Annotated in this window: 18 protein-coding genes; 6 read left to right on the forward strand and 12 right to left on the reverse strand. The window is 70.3% G+C overall.

The window, feature by feature from the left end; translation table 11 throughout:
* Window positions 1-16: 16 nt before the first annotated feature.
* A complete protein-coding gene (locus ABD366_RS23460) occupies window positions 17-424 on the forward strand; it encodes an ATP-binding protein (RefSeq protein ID WP_324771760.1) in 408 nt (135 codons plus the stop codon).
* Window positions 424-1,314: a hypothetical protein gene (locus ABD366_RS23465; RefSeq protein WP_324771876.1), complete on the forward strand. Its 891-nt coding sequence runs from the start codon at window positions 424-426 to the stop codon at window positions 1,312-1,314. The genes ABD366_RS23460 and ABD366_RS23465 overlap by 1 nt, the downstream gene beginning before the upstream one ends.
* A gap of 10 nt (window positions 1,315-1,324) precedes the next feature.
* On the opposite strand, the gene ABD366_RS23470 is transcribed toward ABD366_RS23465, so the two are convergent.
* From ABD366_RS23470 to ABD366_RS23520, 11 genes are all read right to left on the reverse strand, one after another.
* Window positions 1,325-1,948 (reverse strand): OmpA family protein, encoded by a 624-nt coding sequence (locus tag ABD366_RS23470; protein WP_324771761.1) that lies wholly within the window; start codon window positions 1,946-1,948, stop codon window positions 1,325-1,327.
* 2 nt (window positions 1,949-1,950) lie between these two features.
* Window positions 1,951-2,553 (reverse strand): hypothetical protein, encoded by a 603-nt coding sequence (locus ABD366_RS23475; RefSeq protein ID WP_324771762.1) that lies wholly within the window; start codon window positions 2,551-2,553, stop codon window positions 1,951-1,953.
* A 35-nt stretch (window positions 2,554-2,588) separates the two neighbouring features.
* Window positions 2,589-3,242: a pilus assembly protein TadG-related protein gene (locus tag ABD366_RS23480; protein ID WP_324771877.1), complete on the reverse strand. Its 654-nt coding sequence runs from the start codon at window positions 3,240-3,242 to the stop codon at window positions 2,589-2,591.
* An 80-nt stretch (window positions 3,243-3,322) separates the two neighbouring features.
* Window positions 3,323-3,541 (reverse strand): hypothetical protein, encoded by a 219-nt coding sequence (locus ABD366_RS23485; protein WP_324771885.1) that lies wholly within the window; start codon window positions 3,539-3,541, stop codon window positions 3,323-3,325.
* Between the two features lie 268 nt (window positions 3,542-3,809).
* A complete protein-coding gene (locus tag ABD366_RS23490) occupies window positions 3,810-4,712 on the reverse strand; it encodes a DUF5936 domain-containing protein (protein WP_324771763.1) in 903 nt (300 codons plus the stop codon).
* Between the two features lie 3 nt (window positions 4,713-4,715).
* Window positions 4,716-5,666, reverse strand: a complete 951-nt coding sequence (locus ABD366_RS23495) for a type II secretion system F family protein (RefSeq protein WP_324771764.1) — start codon at window positions 5,664-5,666, stop codon at window positions 4,716-4,718.
* Between the two features lie 72 nt (window positions 5,667-5,738).
* Window positions 5,739-7,112, reverse strand: a complete 1,374-nt coding sequence (locus ABD366_RS23500) for a TadA family conjugal transfer-associated ATPase (RefSeq protein WP_324771765.1) — start codon at window positions 7,110-7,112, stop codon at window positions 5,739-5,741.
* 2 nt (window positions 7,113-7,114) lie between these two features.
* On the reverse strand, window positions 7,115-7,498 hold the full coding sequence (locus tag ABD366_RS23505; protein WP_324771766.1) for a TadE/TadG family type IV pilus assembly protein: 384 nt from the start codon (window positions 7,496-7,498) through the stop codon (window positions 7,115-7,117).
* Window positions 7,499-7,563: 65 nt separating this feature from the next.
* Entirely contained in the window at window positions 7,564-9,147 is a 1,584-nt protein-coding gene (locus tag ABD366_RS23510) for a CpaE/TadZ family protein (protein WP_324771767.1), read from the reverse strand.
* Window positions 9,148-9,238: 91 nt separating this feature from the next.
* Complete coding sequence (cpaB, locus tag ABD366_RS23515; protein WP_324771768.1) at window positions 9,239-9,961, reverse strand: Flp pilus assembly protein CpaB; 723 nt, start codon at window positions 9,959-9,961, stop codon at window positions 9,239-9,241.
* A 111-nt stretch (window positions 9,962-10,072) separates the two neighbouring features.
* Window positions 10,073-11,026 carry a hypothetical protein gene (locus ABD366_RS23520; protein WP_324771769.1) on the reverse strand — a complete coding sequence of 318 codons (954 nt, stop codon included), beginning with the start codon at window positions 11,024-11,026 and terminating at the stop codon, window positions 10,073-10,075.
* A gap of 302 nt (window positions 11,027-11,328) precedes the next feature.
* On the opposite strand from ABD366_RS23520, the gene ABD366_RS23525 reads away from it, so the two are divergent.
* Window positions 11,329-12,354, forward strand: a complete 1,026-nt coding sequence (locus ABD366_RS23525; RefSeq protein WP_324771770.1) for a chitinase — start codon at window positions 11,329-11,331, stop codon at window positions 12,352-12,354.
* Window positions 12,355-12,435: 81 nt separating this feature from the next.
* Entirely contained in the window at window positions 12,436-13,713 is a 1,278-nt protein-coding gene (locus ABD366_RS23530) for a DUF1266 domain-containing protein (protein WP_324771771.1), read from the forward strand.
* Here the strand turns inward: ABD366_RS23530 and ABD366_RS23535 are convergent.
* Entirely contained in the window at window positions 13,710-14,204 is a 495-nt protein-coding gene (locus tag ABD366_RS23535) for an ATP-binding protein (protein WP_324771772.1), read from the reverse strand. The genes ABD366_RS23530 and ABD366_RS23535 overlap by 4 nt on opposite strands.
* A 260-nt stretch (window positions 14,205-14,464) precedes the next feature.
* Here ABD366_RS23535 and ABD366_RS23540 point away from each other — a divergent pair, with 260 nt between their 5' ends.
* The gene (locus ABD366_RS23540; RefSeq protein ID WP_324771773.1) at window positions 14,465-15,316 is read left to right on the forward strand and encodes a helix-turn-helix domain-containing protein; all 852 of its coding nucleotides are present in this window, start codon (window positions 14,465-14,467) and stop codon (window positions 15,314-15,316) included.
* A 10-nt stretch (window positions 15,317-15,326) separates the two neighbouring features.
* Window positions 15,327-15,518, forward strand: a complete 192-nt coding sequence (locus ABD366_RS23545; RefSeq protein WP_324771774.1) for a hypothetical protein — start codon at window positions 15,327-15,329, stop codon at window positions 15,516-15,518.
* Window positions 15,519-15,551: the final 33 nt, after the last annotated feature.

Raw genomic sequence — 15,551 nt, forward strand, 5'->3', positions numbered from 1 at the left:
GCAACGGAGTACAGCCATGCCTCGAACCCCATCCGCTCCCTGGGAGTACATCCTCCACATCCCGCACGACCCGCGGGCCGTCACCGTTGCGCGGCGCACGCTGCGGCTCGTTCTCCATGCGCACGGGCTTGTCGCCCTCACCGACCTGGCGGAGCTGCTGGCGACGGAGCTGGTCTCCAATGCCGTACGCCACACGGAGGGACCTGCCGCGCTGCGGCTCAGCTGGGGTGGCGGGCTGCTGCGGCTGGGGGCCTGGGACGCCGATCCGACTCCGCCGCGGCCTCCGACCCCGCACCTCCTCGAGGCCGAACAGGGCCGAGGGCTCGCTCTCGTAGGGGCCTGTGCCGACGAGTGGGGGTGGCATCCGCACTCGACGTGCGGGGACAGCGGAAAGTACGTGTGGTGCGAGCTCGGGGCCGCGTGATGGTGAGCTCATCGCACGAAGCGATGCACCGGTTCTTCCAGAAGGACACGGTCGCTTTGATCCGCAACTTCGAGCGCCTCTTCCGGGTGCCCTTCCCCGAGCCACGCGACATCGCCGTGCTCAACACCGACCTCACCGAGATCGAGCCCGTGGAGCGCCGCGTGGACAGTCTCGTACGGGTGGACACGGACGAGGGTGATTTCCTGCTCGTCCTCGAATCCCAGGGCAAGAAAGACGAGAGAAAGTGGGGGAGCTGGGCGTACTACCTGGGCTACCTGCGGGAGAAGTATCAATGCCAACCCGTACTCATTGTTCTCTCACAGAGCAGGTCCACCGCCCGCTGGGCCGCACAGCCCATCCGTTTTGGCCTGCCGGGATGGGCGTCGATGACCGTACGGCCGCTCGTGCTCGGGCCGGACAACGTCCCGGTGATCGTTGACGAGGACGAAGCCGTCCAGGACCCGTCACTGGCGGCGCTCTCGGCGATCACGCATGGTAAAGGCGCGCATGCCGCTGCGATACTGAGGACACTTGCGGCGGCGCTGGAACGCGTCGAACCCGAAAGCGCGGCGGTACTGGCGATGCTCGTGGAGGCCGGCCTTGTGGACAGCGAGGCCAGGAAGGTGTGGAGGGAACTGATGTCGCAGATGCACTACTTCTTCCGGCATCCCGTCGCCGAGAAGGTGCGGGAGGAAGGGCGCGAGGAAGGGCGCGTAGAGGATCGGGCCGAGATGACTCTCCGGATTCTTGAGTGGCGCGGGATCGTCGTGCCCGAGGGGGTGCGGGAGCGGGTTCTCGGTTGTTCCGATGCTGCTCAGCTCACCGCCTGGGCCGAGCGCGCCGTCCATGTGACGGAGGCCGACCGGATCTTCCTGGACGCCCCCGCCTGAGGGACACGCCTCAGCCCCCCTTCGGGAACGACACCTCCACCCGGCGGTTCTTCTTGCGGCCCTGTTCCGTGGTGTTGTCCGCGATGGGGTAGTCCTCGCTGTAGCCGCGGACCTGGAACGTGAGGTCCGCGCCCTGCGCGCCGAGTGCTGTGGTCAGTTCGTCGTGGACGGCTTCCGCTCGCTTCTTGGAGAGCGTGAGGCCGTGCGCGTACGAGCCCAGGTTGTCCGTGAAGCCGAACACCCGTACCGCGCCCGCCTTCTGGGTGTTGATCTCGTCGGCGATGGCCTGGATGCGGGAGCGTGCGTTCGGGTTGAGCCTGGCGCTGTCCTTGGGGAACAGGACCTCGGCCTGGAGCGCGAAGGTGACGTTCTCGTTCGTGTCGGAGCGGCGTTCGTCGCCGGAGAGGTCCTCCACGACCGACTTGATGTCCAGCACCCGGGCGGGCGCGAGCGTCGCCCCGTCGGCGAGTTTGAGGCCCGGGCTGTTGGCGTCCACCCGTGGCGGCGGGGAGCTGCTGGCGGAGCCGGGAGGCGCGGACGGTGCGGGGTCGTCGGCGTGGGCCGGGGCTGTCGAGAGGATGACGGCTGTCGCCGCCGTGCACACCGCCGCCGCGGTCAGGCTTCGTCGGTCCATCGTCAGCTGCCCTCGGTGATCTCGACCGGGGCGGGCGGCATCGCGCCGACCTGGAACGAGAGTTTGTCGGTGCCTTCGGGCGGGGCCGGGAACTGGGCGTACCAGGTAGCGGTCTCACCGTTGCGCACGCCGCCGGTGAAGCGGGTGCACAGGCAGCGCCCCTCGGTGTCGCGCAGGATGAGGTACTTCTTCTTGCCCGCCTCGTCCACGAGCGCGGCACCGGCGATGGAGCCGCCGTTCGCCATCAACTCGCGCTCGTCGCCTCGCCAGTTGACCGGCACCCAGGCCTTGCCGGTGCCGTTCAGCACCGTGCCCTGCACCGTGACGAAGCCGCCTCCGTCCCGGGCCGCCGACGACACGGTCAGCGTGATGCCGCCCTCGCCCTTCACCTCGGCGAGGACCTTGTCGGTCGCGGCCGGGGACGCCGAGGGCTCCGCGTCGCCGCTCTTGTCCGTGGCCGCCGTCGACGGCGTCGAGGAGTCCTTCGCGTTGTCGCCGTCACCGTCCCCGCCGGTTCCGCAGCCGGCGACCGTGAGCACCAGCCCCGCGGTGATCGCCGCCACGGTCAGTGACCGACGGGTCGTCGTCGTACGCCGAAGTTTCATGGCTGGGGCTTCCCTCTTTCTCGTCGTTCGCTTCGTCAGTCGGCCAGGTGGACGGAGAACAGGTCGGACGCGTCCGGCAGATCCAGGGGGTCGAAGTCCTCGGGGTCGATGACGACCTCGCCCACCCCGTCGCAGTCGAGCGCGAGGGGCTTCTCGGGGTCGGCTTCCGTGTCGAAGTCGCAGCGGGGTACGAGCACGGCCGTGGCGTGGGCCGTCGCGTGCATGGACTCCGTGCCGGGGATGACCGTGTCGCCGACCGTGGACTGGGTTTCGACCTCGACCTCGTAGCCCGGGTAGCCGTTGACCGTCGTGCCGTTCGGGCCGGCGACCACCGTGGCGTCGTTCTGCGCCGCGAGGTCGCTCGCGGCGGCCCCGGCACCGTCCCCGAGTCCGGCGAGGCCGTCCAGGTCGAGCACGTCCGTCCAGTCGTCGTCGTTCCCCACGGCCTCGCCGAGGTCGAGCAGCAGCTCGTCCCGGGCGGACTGCGCCGCCGCGAGCGCCGCCGCGTCGGCCGCGGACTGTGCTCCGTTGCGCGCCGAGGCCGCCTGGGCGAACGCGAAGAACGCGAGCGCGGCGAAGAAGAGGATCGCCGTCATCCAGATGTAGATGGGCAGCGTCGATCCCCGGTCGCCGCGGAGGCGAAGCGCTGTCCGCCTCTCCGCCAGCGCCGCACGCAGCCGCCGCGTCAGCCGCGCCGCCGTGCGCCGCGTAGCCGGTCGCGTCGCCGTACGCCGCTCAGCCGTACGCCGCGTGGCCGTGCGCCGCTCGGTCAGCCGCCGATGACGTTGCTGATCGCGTCCAGCACCGCGCCGGAGATGAGCCCGTCCAGCCCGAGGCTGTCTATGGCGACGAAGATCCCGGCGATCAGGATCATCAGCCCCGCATACTCCACGAACCCGGCACCCGCGTCCCGCCGCGTCCCCCGAAACCGCTCGGCCAGTGAACTCGTCCACGTCTCCCACGCCCCGAGCACTCGGTCCTTGATCACGGGAACCCCCTTCCGCCACTTCCTCCAAGGCAACCAGAACAACACACGCAACGTACGCGAACTGCGACCGTGCGCACCTGGTTTCGTCAGATAAGAGGCCGGGCTTGACCGGAAGTTGTCTGGGCGTTGCCCGGGGCGTCATCGCGTGTCAGCTCCCCTCGCGGATCCTCTCGTACGGGTTCGCCGAACCCCCTCGGGTCAGGCATTTGCATGAGCCAACCTTTGCTCGCTGCCACTGTAGCCAAATCCGCGGCGACATAGGAGTGTCTCAACGGCCCAATATCGAACCGAAGTTGGAGCCGGAGCCGAGAAACATGCCTGTCGCGATCAGGATCATGGTCGCGGGGAGCATGAAGACCAGCGTCACGACCGTTGCCTTCGGAATTGTTTTCGCCGCCCGGCGGCGGGAGTTCTGCGCGTCGGTGCGGCGCATGTCCGTGGCGAGCTGGATCAGGGTCTCCGCGATGGGCGAACCCAGCTCCTCGCCCTGTTGCAGCGCCGAGACGAACTGGGCGACCTGTTCGGACGCGTTGCGCCGGCGCAGTTCGTCGAAGGCCTGGCGGCGCGGGACGCCCATGTCCATCTGGCGCAGGGTGATGCGGAGTTCGTCGGCCCACGGGCCTTCGTACTTCTCCGCCACGCGGTCGAGCGCCTGGCGGAAGCCGAGGCCCGCCGAGACGACGACCGCGAGGACGTCGAGGAAGTCGGGGAGGGTCCGGTCGATGACTTCCTTGCGTTCGCGTACGGCCTGCCAGATCAGGGCGTCGGCCGCGAGCGCGCCGAAGGCGAGGGTGAGCAGGGCGAGGAACGGCCGGCCGTTGGAGAGGAAGACCAGGGCCATGACGATGCCGAAGAGACCGTAGACCGCCCGGCGCGCGGCGTAACGGTCGATGGTCAGGCCGCCCGGGTTCCCCGCCATGTCGATCTTGCGGCGCTTCGCGTCGACGCGGCGCGGGCCCATCAGGCGCAGGACCAGCGGTGCGAAGCGCATGCCGAGCCGGTCCACCGCCGAGCCCGCCGTGGAGACGCGGGTGGCGCCCACTTCGAGGGCGAGGGCGAGGTCGCTGGGGACCTTGGCCTCGGCGCGGTACAGGCGGATGCCGGTGAAGACGCCGAGGACGGCCGCGCCGGTGAGGAGCGCGAGGAGCAGGCCGACGAGGGTGGGTGACATGGGTCAGACCTCGATCTTTCCGAGGCGGCGGATCACGAAGAACCCGATCCCGTACAGGCCGAGGGAGATCAGGATGAGGGTCTGGCCGAGGGGGGAGCCGGTCACTTTCGCCAGTGCGCCCTCGTTCGAGGAGTTGATCAGCAGCAGCGAGCCGAGGCCGAGGAGCGGGACCGTGAACGCCGTCGCGTTCACCTCGGAGAGCATCGTGCGGATCTCGCGCCGGGTCTCCTTCCTGTCCTCCAGGGTCTGTGTGAGGTTCCGCAGGGAGGAGACGACCGTGCCGCCCGCCTTGTTCGCCAGGACCAGGGTGGTGACGAGGACGATCAGCTCGCGGGAGGGCAGGCGGGCCGCCAGCTCGTCCAGGGCGTCGTCGACCGAGCGGCCGAGCGCCAACTGGTCGGAGACGCGGCTCAGTTCCTCGCCCGCCGGGGCCTCCAGCTCCTCCGCCGCCATCGCCAGCGAGGTGCGCAGGGCCAGGCCGGCGGCGGTGGCGTTGGCCAGGAGCCGGGCGACGTCGGGGAGCTGGTTGATGAAGGCCTCGATGCGCTTCTGGCGCTGCCAGTTCAGGAAGATGACCGCCGCCCAGACGGCCACCGCTCCCGCGATCGGCCCGAAGAACGGGGCCAGGGTCGCCGCCGCCAGCACCCACAGAGCGGCGACGACCGCGGCGACGTAGACGGAGAACTCGCCCGCCGTCAGGTCCAGGCCCGTGGCGGAGAGCCGGAGGTGGACGGCGCGGCCCAGGCGCGTGCGGCGCAGCCGGCGGTCGATCGCGGCGAAACGGCGGGCCCGGCCGCCCGCCGAATCGCCCTGGCCGCCACCCCGGTAGCCGTCCAGACGATCGACGAGGGCTTGGCGCTGGGCGCGCCCGGAGGCGTAGACGTGCACGCCCGCGATGGCGACTACGCAGGTCAGGAGGGTGGCGCCGAGGGCGATGAGGGCGGGGTTCGTCATGTTCCGGCCCCCGTTCCGCGAGCGGCGGGGTTCGTCATCTTCCCGGGCCCTTTCCGGAAGTGTGCGTCCGGGTCATCCCGTGGCCTCTCTCGTCTGGCGTACGTCGATGGACTCGACGACCCCGAACGCCGGCGGGACCGCCTCCCCGGCCACGTACAGCCGGTCCGCGAGGCGGCGTGGCAGCGGCAGGTGTTCGTAGTAGCCGTGGACCCTGCGCCGCTCCTGGTCGGTGGCGCCCGACACGTACGGCTGGGCGACGAAACGGGTCACCGTCGCGATGGTGAACTGTTCGCGGCCGTGCGAGACGAGCAGCGCGATCTCGCTGATCCGGCGGGAGCCGTCGGCGTGCCGGGTGAGCTGGACGAGGACGTCGACGGCCGAGTTGATCTGGTCGCGCAGCGCCTCGAAGGGGACGTCGACCTCGGACATGGAGCCGAGGGTCTGGAGGCGGGTGAGGGCGTCCTCGGCGGTGTTGGCGTGGACGGTGGCGAGGGAGCCGTCGTGACCGGTCGACATGGCTTGCAGCATGTCGAGCGTCTCGCCGCCGCGGACCTCGCCGACGATGATGCGGTCGGGGCGCATGCGCAGGCTGTTGCGGACGAGGTCGCGGATGGTGACCTGGCCCTTGCCCTCGACGTTGGCGGGCCGTGACTCCAGGCGGATCACGTGGTCCTGCTGGAGCTGGAGTTCCGCCGAGTCCTCGATGGTGATGATGCGCTCGTGGGAGGGGATGAGCGCGGAGAGCGCGTTGAGGAGGGTCGTCTTGCCGGAGCCCGTACCGCCGCTGACGATGACGTTGAAACGAGACCGTACGAAGGCGGCGAGGAGCATCAGCATGTGCTCGTCGAGCGAGCCCAGTTCGAGGAGTTCGGTGAGGCTGTACGCGCGCGGGAAGCGCCGGATGGTGAGCGTGGCGCCGGTGAGGGCGAGGGGCGGGAGGATCACGTTGACGCGTTCGCCGGTGGGCAGGCGGGCGTCGACCATGGGGTTGGACTCGTCGACGCGCCGGTTCACCGTGGAGACGATGCGCTCGATGGTCTGCATCAGCTGCTCGGGGGACGCGAAGCGCATGGGGAGCTGTTCCACGCGTCCCGCTCGCTCCACGAAGATCGCGTCCGGCCCGTTGACCATGATCTCGGTGATGGAGGCGTCCGCGAGGAGCGGTTCGAGGATGCCGAGGCCGAGCGCCTCGTCGACGACGCGGCGGATCAGCTGGGTCCGCTCGGTCGAGGAGAGGACCGGGCCCTCGCGGCTGATGATGTGGCCGAGGACGCGCTCCAGGCGGACGCGGCGGTCCGCGGCCTGGAGCGAGGACATCTCGGCGAGGTCGATCTCTTCGAGGAGTTTGGCGCGGTAGACGGCGATGAGGCCTTCGTCGCGGTCCGGGGGCGTGCCGGTGCCCTCCGGGGTGCCGCGGGTGGCGACGACCCGGGATCGTAGGCTCATCGTCAACTCCCGTCGTTTCGTTCGTCGTTGGGCATGGTCGCCTGCCGGGTCAGATCCCAGCCGTCGAAGAGCGGGATGATCGCGTTCACGTGGACGGTGACGGTGGCGGTCACGGTGGAGCCGCTGCCGATCGTCGCGGACGGGTTCAGCCAGCCGCTCGCCGCCGCCGCTGCCGCGCTCTGGCCCGTGCCCGGGTTCAGGGACTCCGCGCGGGCGGCGGCGCGGGCGGCGCTCCCCGCCTGGTTGGCCCCGTATCCGACGAGCCCGAGCTGGATCGCGGCCATCCCGATGACGAGGAGGAAGGGCAGAAACCCGGCGAACTCCAGGATGGAGACGCCACGGTCATCGAACCTGCGCCGTGGCGCATCATCCGGCGGGTCCGCCAAAGACAGCCCCGCTGTCGTACGAGAGGCAGCGGGGTCCGGGGCGGAGCCCCGTGGCGGTGCCGCTGTCACTGGTCCACCTCAGAAGCGGCGCCCGCCTCACCCGTGACCGACCACCCCGGATTGACCCCGGGAAAGAACAACGGCACATCCACCTGCACGGTGGCCCGCATCACCACCCCGTCATCCGCACAGGAGATCGCCGCCCCCTGCCAAGCGGACGGCAGATGCGACTTCCCCGCCGAGTCGCAGGCCCCACCCGCATCCCCACCCCCCGCGGCAGCAGACGTGGCCGCCCTAGCCGCCTCATCCGCCGCATTCCCGGCCAGGGAGTACGTGTACCCGTACAGCACGCACTGCCACATCAACGCCATCACGACCAGCACCAGCGGAAACATCGCGGCGAATTCGAGCGTGACCGCCCCCTTGTCCCCGCGTCGCCGGGACCGGCGGCCACCGGAGTCCGGGGCGGGCGCGGCGACGAGGCCGAGTTCGCCGGCCAGGGACCACAGGGCCTGCTTGACGGTGGAGCGGTTGTCGAGGTCCTGCATACGGCCCGCGTCGACGGCGGCCTGGAGTTCCTTGTACGCGGCGGGGACGGACGTACGTGCCGTCTTCGTGCCGGTGACGCGCTCGACGAGGGCGGGCTGGATCTCGGCGGAGCGCGCCTGCCGGTTGACGACGGTGAGGGTCTCCTCGGCCTTGCGGATCTGGAGCCGGTCCCAGAGCCGGACCATGCGTTTGGCCGCCCGGACCGCGACGACGTCCGGGGTGACGAGCAGGGCCGCCTGGTCGGCGAGTTCGATGGCGGCGGCATTTGCGGCACCCATCTGCGTACCGCAGTCGACGACCACGACCTCGTAGCGGGCGCGCAGGGCGTGCACGACCTGGCGGGCGACGCGGTCGGTGATCTCCTCGCCGCGTTCGCCGTCGGCGGGGGCGAGGAGGAGGTCGATGCCGCTCTCGTGGGTGAAGACGGCGTCCTGGAGGACGCGCGGGGTGATGTCGCGGATCGCGGCGAGGTCGGCGACGGAGCGGCGGAACTGCACGTCGAGGTACGAGGCCACGTCGCCGGACTGGAGGTCGAGGTCGAGGAGGGCGACGGAACGGCCCGACGCGGCTGCCGCCAGCGCGAGGTGGACGGCGGCGAGCGTGGTGCCGACGCCGCCCTTGGCGCCCGTCACGGCGACGACCCGGCCGCCGCCCCCGGCGGGCATCAGCTCAGCGCCGGTGCCCCCCGCGAGGTGCCGGCGCATGCCCGCGGACCAGGAGGCGGCGGCGTGGACGCGCTCGGCGAGGGCGTCGTAGCCGAGCGGGAACGCGACGATGCCGCGCGCTCCGCTGTCCATCGCGGCCGTGAGCAGCGCGGGGCTGGTGTCGGCGGTGGCGAGGACGACGCCGACGGCCGGGAAGCGCAGCACGAGGTCGCGGATCAGGTCCAACGCCGGTACGGGACCGATCCGTTCGTGTACGAGGACGACCTCGGGCAGCTCGTCGAGCGACTCGGCGGCGAGGCGGGCCAGGGTGTCGAGCAGGGCGGTGCTGTCGGCGACGGGTGGGGCGGGTTCGGTGTCGGGGAGCTGGGAGAGGAGGGTGACCAGAGCGCGGGCCGCCTCCGGCTCGCCGGCTGCGGGGAGGATCCTTGTGGTCATCGGTGTACTCCCTTCGAGGGCGCTGGCGTCCGGGCCTCGGGGCTCCGCCCCGGACCCCGCTCCTCAAACGCCGGAGAGGCTTGAATTGCCATCACTTGTCCTCGTCCAACGTGTAGGACCGGTCCCCCGGCGCGATCGTCCCGTCGTCCCCCGGCGCGACCAGCGCGAGCCGTACGTGCGTCGCGAACGACTCCGCGTAGGCGACCCGTTGGGCGTCGGCCGCGCCCAGTGCGAACGTGATCGGCACGGCTTCGCCCTGGCGCCGGGCGCTGCTGCCGGAGCTGTTGTTCGCACCCTGCTGGTCGATCGGGGTCAGTTTGCCCACGTCGATGACCTCGGCGTTCTCGACGATGACCTGGGAGCGGTCGTGCTCCGTGTCGTTCTCGGCCTTGAAAGTGGCGTAGATGTGCACCTTCGCGCCCGGGTCGATCTTTCCGGCGACTCCGGTCTCCGCGTCGATCATGATGGCGATCTCCTGCTGCCCCGCCTTGAGCTGCGGCCGGGCGACGATCATGTCGGTCTGGAGCAGGGAGCCCTTCTTGAGCTGGGTGACGGCGATCTTGCCGCGGACCTGGCGGAGGCTGGTGACGGCGGTGTCCGACAGCCACCGCTCGGGCATCTCCACCTTCTCGAACTGGTCGTCCGTCAGCTCCTTATAGGGAGCGACGTCCTGCTTGAGCCGGTATGCGGCGACCTCCGGGCCCACTTTGGAGTTCACGTCGCGGATCACGGAGAGCACGCCGGCGAAGGCGCCGAGGGCACACAGGGCCGAGACGACCAGGAGAATGACGCCGCGGCGCTGACGTGAATTCATGGACCGGACAACCTCGTTGGTAGGCGGCGGGCGGGCTCGGGGCGGGCTTCTGGGCCTCGGACTCGGGGGCTCGGGGGGCTCGGGGGGCTCGGGGGTGATGGTCGGTGGTCGTCAATGGTGAGGGGCGCGGGGCAGTGCGGCCCGGCCCGACCCGGCGGCGGGGGCGAGTGAGGAACGGGCGGCGCCGCCCGCGCGTTCGGGCGGTGCTTCGGCGGCCAGGGGCGCGGAGCAGAACCCGCAGCGGTCGCCGATGAGTTCGAGCCCGCACCAGTGGCACGCCTCGCGCCGTACGGACGACACGAGCTGGTAGAGGACGGAGATGTCGGGGATGGCGGCGGCGAACTCGACGATCCGGCCGGGGTTCGCGCCCCCGCCCTTGCCCGTCGCCCACCAGCGCGGTGACTCGGCGGGCAGCTGCGCCTCGGTCACGCTCGTCACCCGCCAGGCCGGGGCCAGTACGCCGGTGACCCAGTCGGTGGACTGCTGGCCGGCGGCGTAGAACATCCGCGTACCGAAGGAGGGGCCGCTCGGCGTCTCGGATTCGGCCGCGGTGATGCGCAGGAGCTGCGGCTGCGGTGACGCCACGACCGCGAACTGGGCGCTCGGCGACCACGATTTCGCGTGCGCCTTCAGTGAGACCGGGACGCGGTCGAGCTTGGCGACGGAACCGACGACGGCGCCGGCGTGGACGTAGTGGGCGAGCAGCCGGGCGGCGGAGGCGAGGACGCCCGGGCTGAAGTCGCAGATCGACAGCTGGCGCAGTTGCAGCGCGAGCACGGCGAGCCCGAGCGGCGGAAGATCGGGACGCAGAATGGCTATTCGGTCGCTCTCGAGCACGGACCGGATCGAATGAAGTCGGTGAACGACCGCGTCCGGTACGGACTGCGGACAGAGCACGATCACATATCCATGCTGTTCGATCAGTGCGTGTACGTCGGTGATCGCGCGGTCCAGCGGATACACGTCCGGCGCCCGGCCCACGGGCAGCACGACCGCGGTCGGCGTATGGCGGTCCGGCGACGCGAGCACCAGGTCGGGGTCGGTGACGGCTATGGCGGTCGGCACGCGTGAACCCCCCGTTGGCGCTGCGCTCCTCGGCACTCATCGGCACTGCCGGACACTGCTGCTCAGGCGCCGCAGTGTTCCTGCCTGAGCACCATATCCACGCGAGCGCCCGGCAACACCCCACTTCGCACTGTTCACGATCCGTCGCTGGTTCCGTCGGCGCGAGTTGGCGGGGAAGCATCGGTGCAAACCCTTGACATCGCTATTGGTCTGGACCAGTTTTACGCCCAGCAGCTGCTTCCCCCCTCACCTCTCCTCCCCCACTTCGGTGCGGGGAGCCCTCCCCCCACATGGAGGCTGAAATGAAGCGACTCGGCGTGCTCATAGGCGCGTTCACGGCGGCGACGCTCGCCGCGACCGGGCTGCTCGCGACGACGACGGGCACGGCTTCGGCCTCGGCCCCGGCGGCACCGGCGGCACCGGCGGCACCGGCCCAGGCAGCCGCGGTACCGGCCCACGCGGTGACCGGCTACTGGCAGAACTTCGACAACGGCGCCGCCGTCCAGAAGCTCGCCGACGTCCCGGCCGACTACGACATCATCGCGGTCGCCTTCGCCGACGCGACCACGACGCCGGGCGCGGTGGACTTCCACCTCGACTCGGCGGGGCTCGGCGGTTATACGGAGGACGCGTTCAAGGCGGACATCAAGGCGAAGCAGGCCGCGGGCAAGTCGGTGATCATCTCGATCGGCGGCCAGAACGGCACGGTGGCGGTCAGCGACTCCGCCTCCGCGACGGCCTTCGCGGACTCCGTCTACGCCCTCATGCAGGAGTACGGCTTCGACGGCGTCGACATCGACCTGGAGAACGGGCTCAACTCCACGTACATGTCGCAGGCGTTGAAGTCGCTCGCGGCAAAGGCGGGCGGCGATTTCGTCCTGACGATGGCCCCGCAGACGATCGACATGCAGTCGACGTCGGCGGAGTACTTCAAGACGGCCCTCGCGGTGAAGGACATCCTCACGGTCGTCAACATGCAGTACTACAACAGCGGTTCGATGCTCGGCTGTGACGGCAAGGTCTACAGCCAGGGCTCCGTCGACTTCCTCACGGCGCTCGCCTGCATCCAGCTGGAGGGCGGCCTCGACCCGTCGCAGGTCGGCATCGGCGTCCCCGCGTCGTCCTCCGCGGCGGGCAGCGGCTACGTGGCCCCGTCCGTGGTGAACGACGCGCTCGACTGCCTCACCAAGGGCACGAACTGCGGCTCCTTCAAGCCCTCGAAGACCTACCCCGGTCTGCGCGGCGCGATGGCCTGGTCCACGAACTGGGACGCGACGTCGGACAACGCCTGGTCCTCCTCGGTCGGCGCCCACGTCCACGGCCTCTGACCCCGCCCGGCTTCCCCTACCGGCAGCGCCGCCGCTCCCCCGGCGGCGCTGCCCGCACGCCGCCTGCTTACTCTTCGGATCATGACTTTCGGCCCACCGCCCGCCGGCTTCGACGGCCCCGCCTCGCCGCAGCCGCCCGCCTGGACAGCGCCCTCGCCGGTTGAGCGTGCGCTGTACGAGGCGAAGACGCGGGGTGACTGGGCCGCGTACTACGAGACGCTGGCCTCGGTCGAGCTGTACATGGAGCTGCGCCCCGACAAGGCCGATGTCTTCGAGTCGGTGTACCCGCTGTTCCATCGCGACCCGCGCACGGGCGGCGAGTGGCTCCACCTGTACACGACCGGGATGCTTCCCCCGCCGGCCCCGGACCACCGCTTCGAGTGGGCGGGCCTCAACTGGTTCGCCACCGCGTCCTGGGCCACGCGCCGGAACCCGCCGACCCTGGTCATCAACCCGGGCACACCATGCGAGGCGGTCCTCCCGCCCCTGCCCCCGCACAACGCGGCGTGGACGCAGGCCGCCGCCCGCGCCGGCACGCCCCGCTTCAAGATGTGCCTGCGCGCTCTCCACGTCGGCGGCGCACTGCACGGCCCCGTCGCGCACGGACTGGCTCTCGGCGCGCTGCTCTCGGTCACCAACGGCGAGTACTGGAACACCATGGCCCACCACGGTGAGGGCTACCAGTCCGAGCGCCAACGGCTGGACGAATGGTGGGGCGTGACCAGCCGCCAGGACTGGCTGGAGCGGGTCCACCAACTCCTCGCCACCGAACAGCGCAGCAGCGTATGGGAGTTCGCGCTCGACCTGCGGCACACCATCGCCCGCGACTTCGGCGGCCACGTCGACACGGGCTACTGGAAACAAGCGGTCGCGAAAGTCCTCCGGGCCCGCGCCGAACCCCACACCGTCCTCACCGAGGACGGCGTGACGACCGTCGAACCGCGCCCCGCCGACGAGGTCGCCTCGCAGATCGAGGGCGTCCACCGGCTCATCGGCCGCATCACCCGCTACGAGGCCCGCATGCGCGCCGACGGCCTCCTCGGCGAGGGCCGCTACGTCACCTCGGTCGACGCCTGGGACCTGGGCCGCGCCCCGAACATGGCCCGCTGGGGCCTCGCCGCCCGCTTCGGCAGCCTCGACGAGGCCGAATCCGCGGTCCGCGCGGCAAGCGCCCTGGCCGCCCGCTCCTACCGCTCCTGGCAGGACTTCTCCGCCGCCTACGCCCTCGGCCGCTGCCTGCACTTCGACGACGAGGAGTTCGGCAAGTGGTACGAGGAAATGGTCGCGGCCCACCACATCCTGACCCAGGACCCGGGCAGCCCCTGGCGGAACATCCCGTTCAAGGAACCATCGCCCTAGGCGCTCCGCTTCCGCCCGTACGCGGCCCCACTATGTCGCGGCAACACGAGCCACATCCGCGTCCCGCCACCGGCTTCACGGGAGGGCCCGTACCCCCAGTCACCGCCACACGCACGAGCGACGCACGCAAGCAGCCGCAGGGCAGCACGCCGCCGACTGTCACAGGCCGCGACGAGGTGCCTGTTGATGTGGGTGGGGTGATGGTCGTACGTGGTGACGCGCAGGGCGTCGTCCCGGTAGCGCAGGGATACGTAGACGTCGGCGTCGTAGGTGAACTGGCACGCGGTCGCCACGAGTTCAGACACCCCTTGAAGCGCGGGGTCGAGCATCTCGTCCAGATCATGGGCGTACAGGAAGGCGCGGGTCGCCGCTCGGGCGAGTGCGGGTGTGGTCAGCGCGGCCGGCAGCGTGAGGCTGTAGGCGAGTCTGTCGGGGGTCGGGGCCGAGCGGTCGGTGTTCACGGGACAGGCTGGGACAACGCCGAGAGACATGCCGGGCTCCTCGCGGTGCGGGGCGGATGGTCGGCGGCAGCGGGTGGCTCGTCTCCCTGAACACGAGCCCGTCCCTCTCAGGGAGAGAGCTTCCGGGCAGGCTCGCGCGATGCACTGCCAACTGCCGTGTGTAGCGTGTGCGTTACTGAAAGTAGTGCATGGAGTGGTTCAGGTGCCACGCCATCGGCGAAACCAACCCTTACGTGGGTGAGGGTCACCACTGCACGGCAGACTGCTGCCGTACGCGTGAAGGGAAGGGCATGCCACCGAGGACCACGTCCACCGAACGTCAACGACGTCTGGGTAGCGAACTGCGCAAGATGCGGACCGCCGCCGGGATGACTGCGGAGCAGGCCGCCGGGCTGCTCGGCCTGGACCGGGCAAAGATCTCCAACATAGAGACCGGCATCCGGAACATCAGCGCCGAACGTCTGCGCACGCTCGCCTGCAATTGCGACTGCTCGGACAAGGCGTACGTGGAGTCCCTCATCGACATGGTCCGCCCCAACGGGCGCGGCTGGTGGGAGCGTTATCGCGGCTCGCTCTCCTCCGGCCTGCTGGACATCGCCGAACTGGAGTGGCACACGACCCGCATGCGCACCGCCCACACGGCACACATCCCCGGCCTGCTACAGACCAGCGACCACGCTCTGGAACTGTTCCGGGTCGTCCTGCCAGCGCTGCCGCAGCACGAGGTCGCGCTGCGGCTGGCCTACCGAGTGGAGCGCCAGCAGGTTCTGGAGGGCGACAGCCCCACCGAGTACGTCTGCCTGGTCCATGAAGCCGCTCTCCGGATGCAGTTCGGTGGACCACGCGTGGCGCGCCAACAGCTCAAGCACCTCGTCGCGGCCTCCGAGCGCGAGCACGTCATCGTGCGGGTCGTCCCGTTCGCGGCAGGCGCGTTCCCCGGCGCCGGCCAGACGGTGAACTACCTGGAAGGGCCAGTGCCTCAACTGGACACGGTCCAGGTCGACAGTTCGCACGGCCCCGACTTCCTGGGAGAAGAGGCCCAGCTGAACAAGTACCGGACCCACCTCGACTGGATGGAGCGCATTGCTCTGCCGCCCGGAGCATCGCGCGACTTCATCCACGACATTGCCACCCACCTGTAAGGAGACCACGATGCCCGAGATCACCTGGGAAACTCCCTTCTGCGGCGAAGGAGCAAGCTGCTTCCGCCTCGGCACCGACGCGAGCGGCAACGCCTACATCACCGTGTCCGGCGCCGAGGACACCTACATCACCGACTCCCGCGAAGCGCTCCGCACGCTGATCCGGGACATAAAGGCAGGCAAGGCGGACCATCTGCTTTGAGCCAGTTCCCTCGTTCATGACAGGCATGTGACA

Origin of the sequence: Streptomyces kunmingensis (assembly GCF_039533535.1) — a bacterium.
GTDB lineage: Bacteria > Actinomycetota > Actinomycetes > Streptomycetales > Streptomycetaceae > Streptomyces > Streptomyces kunmingensis.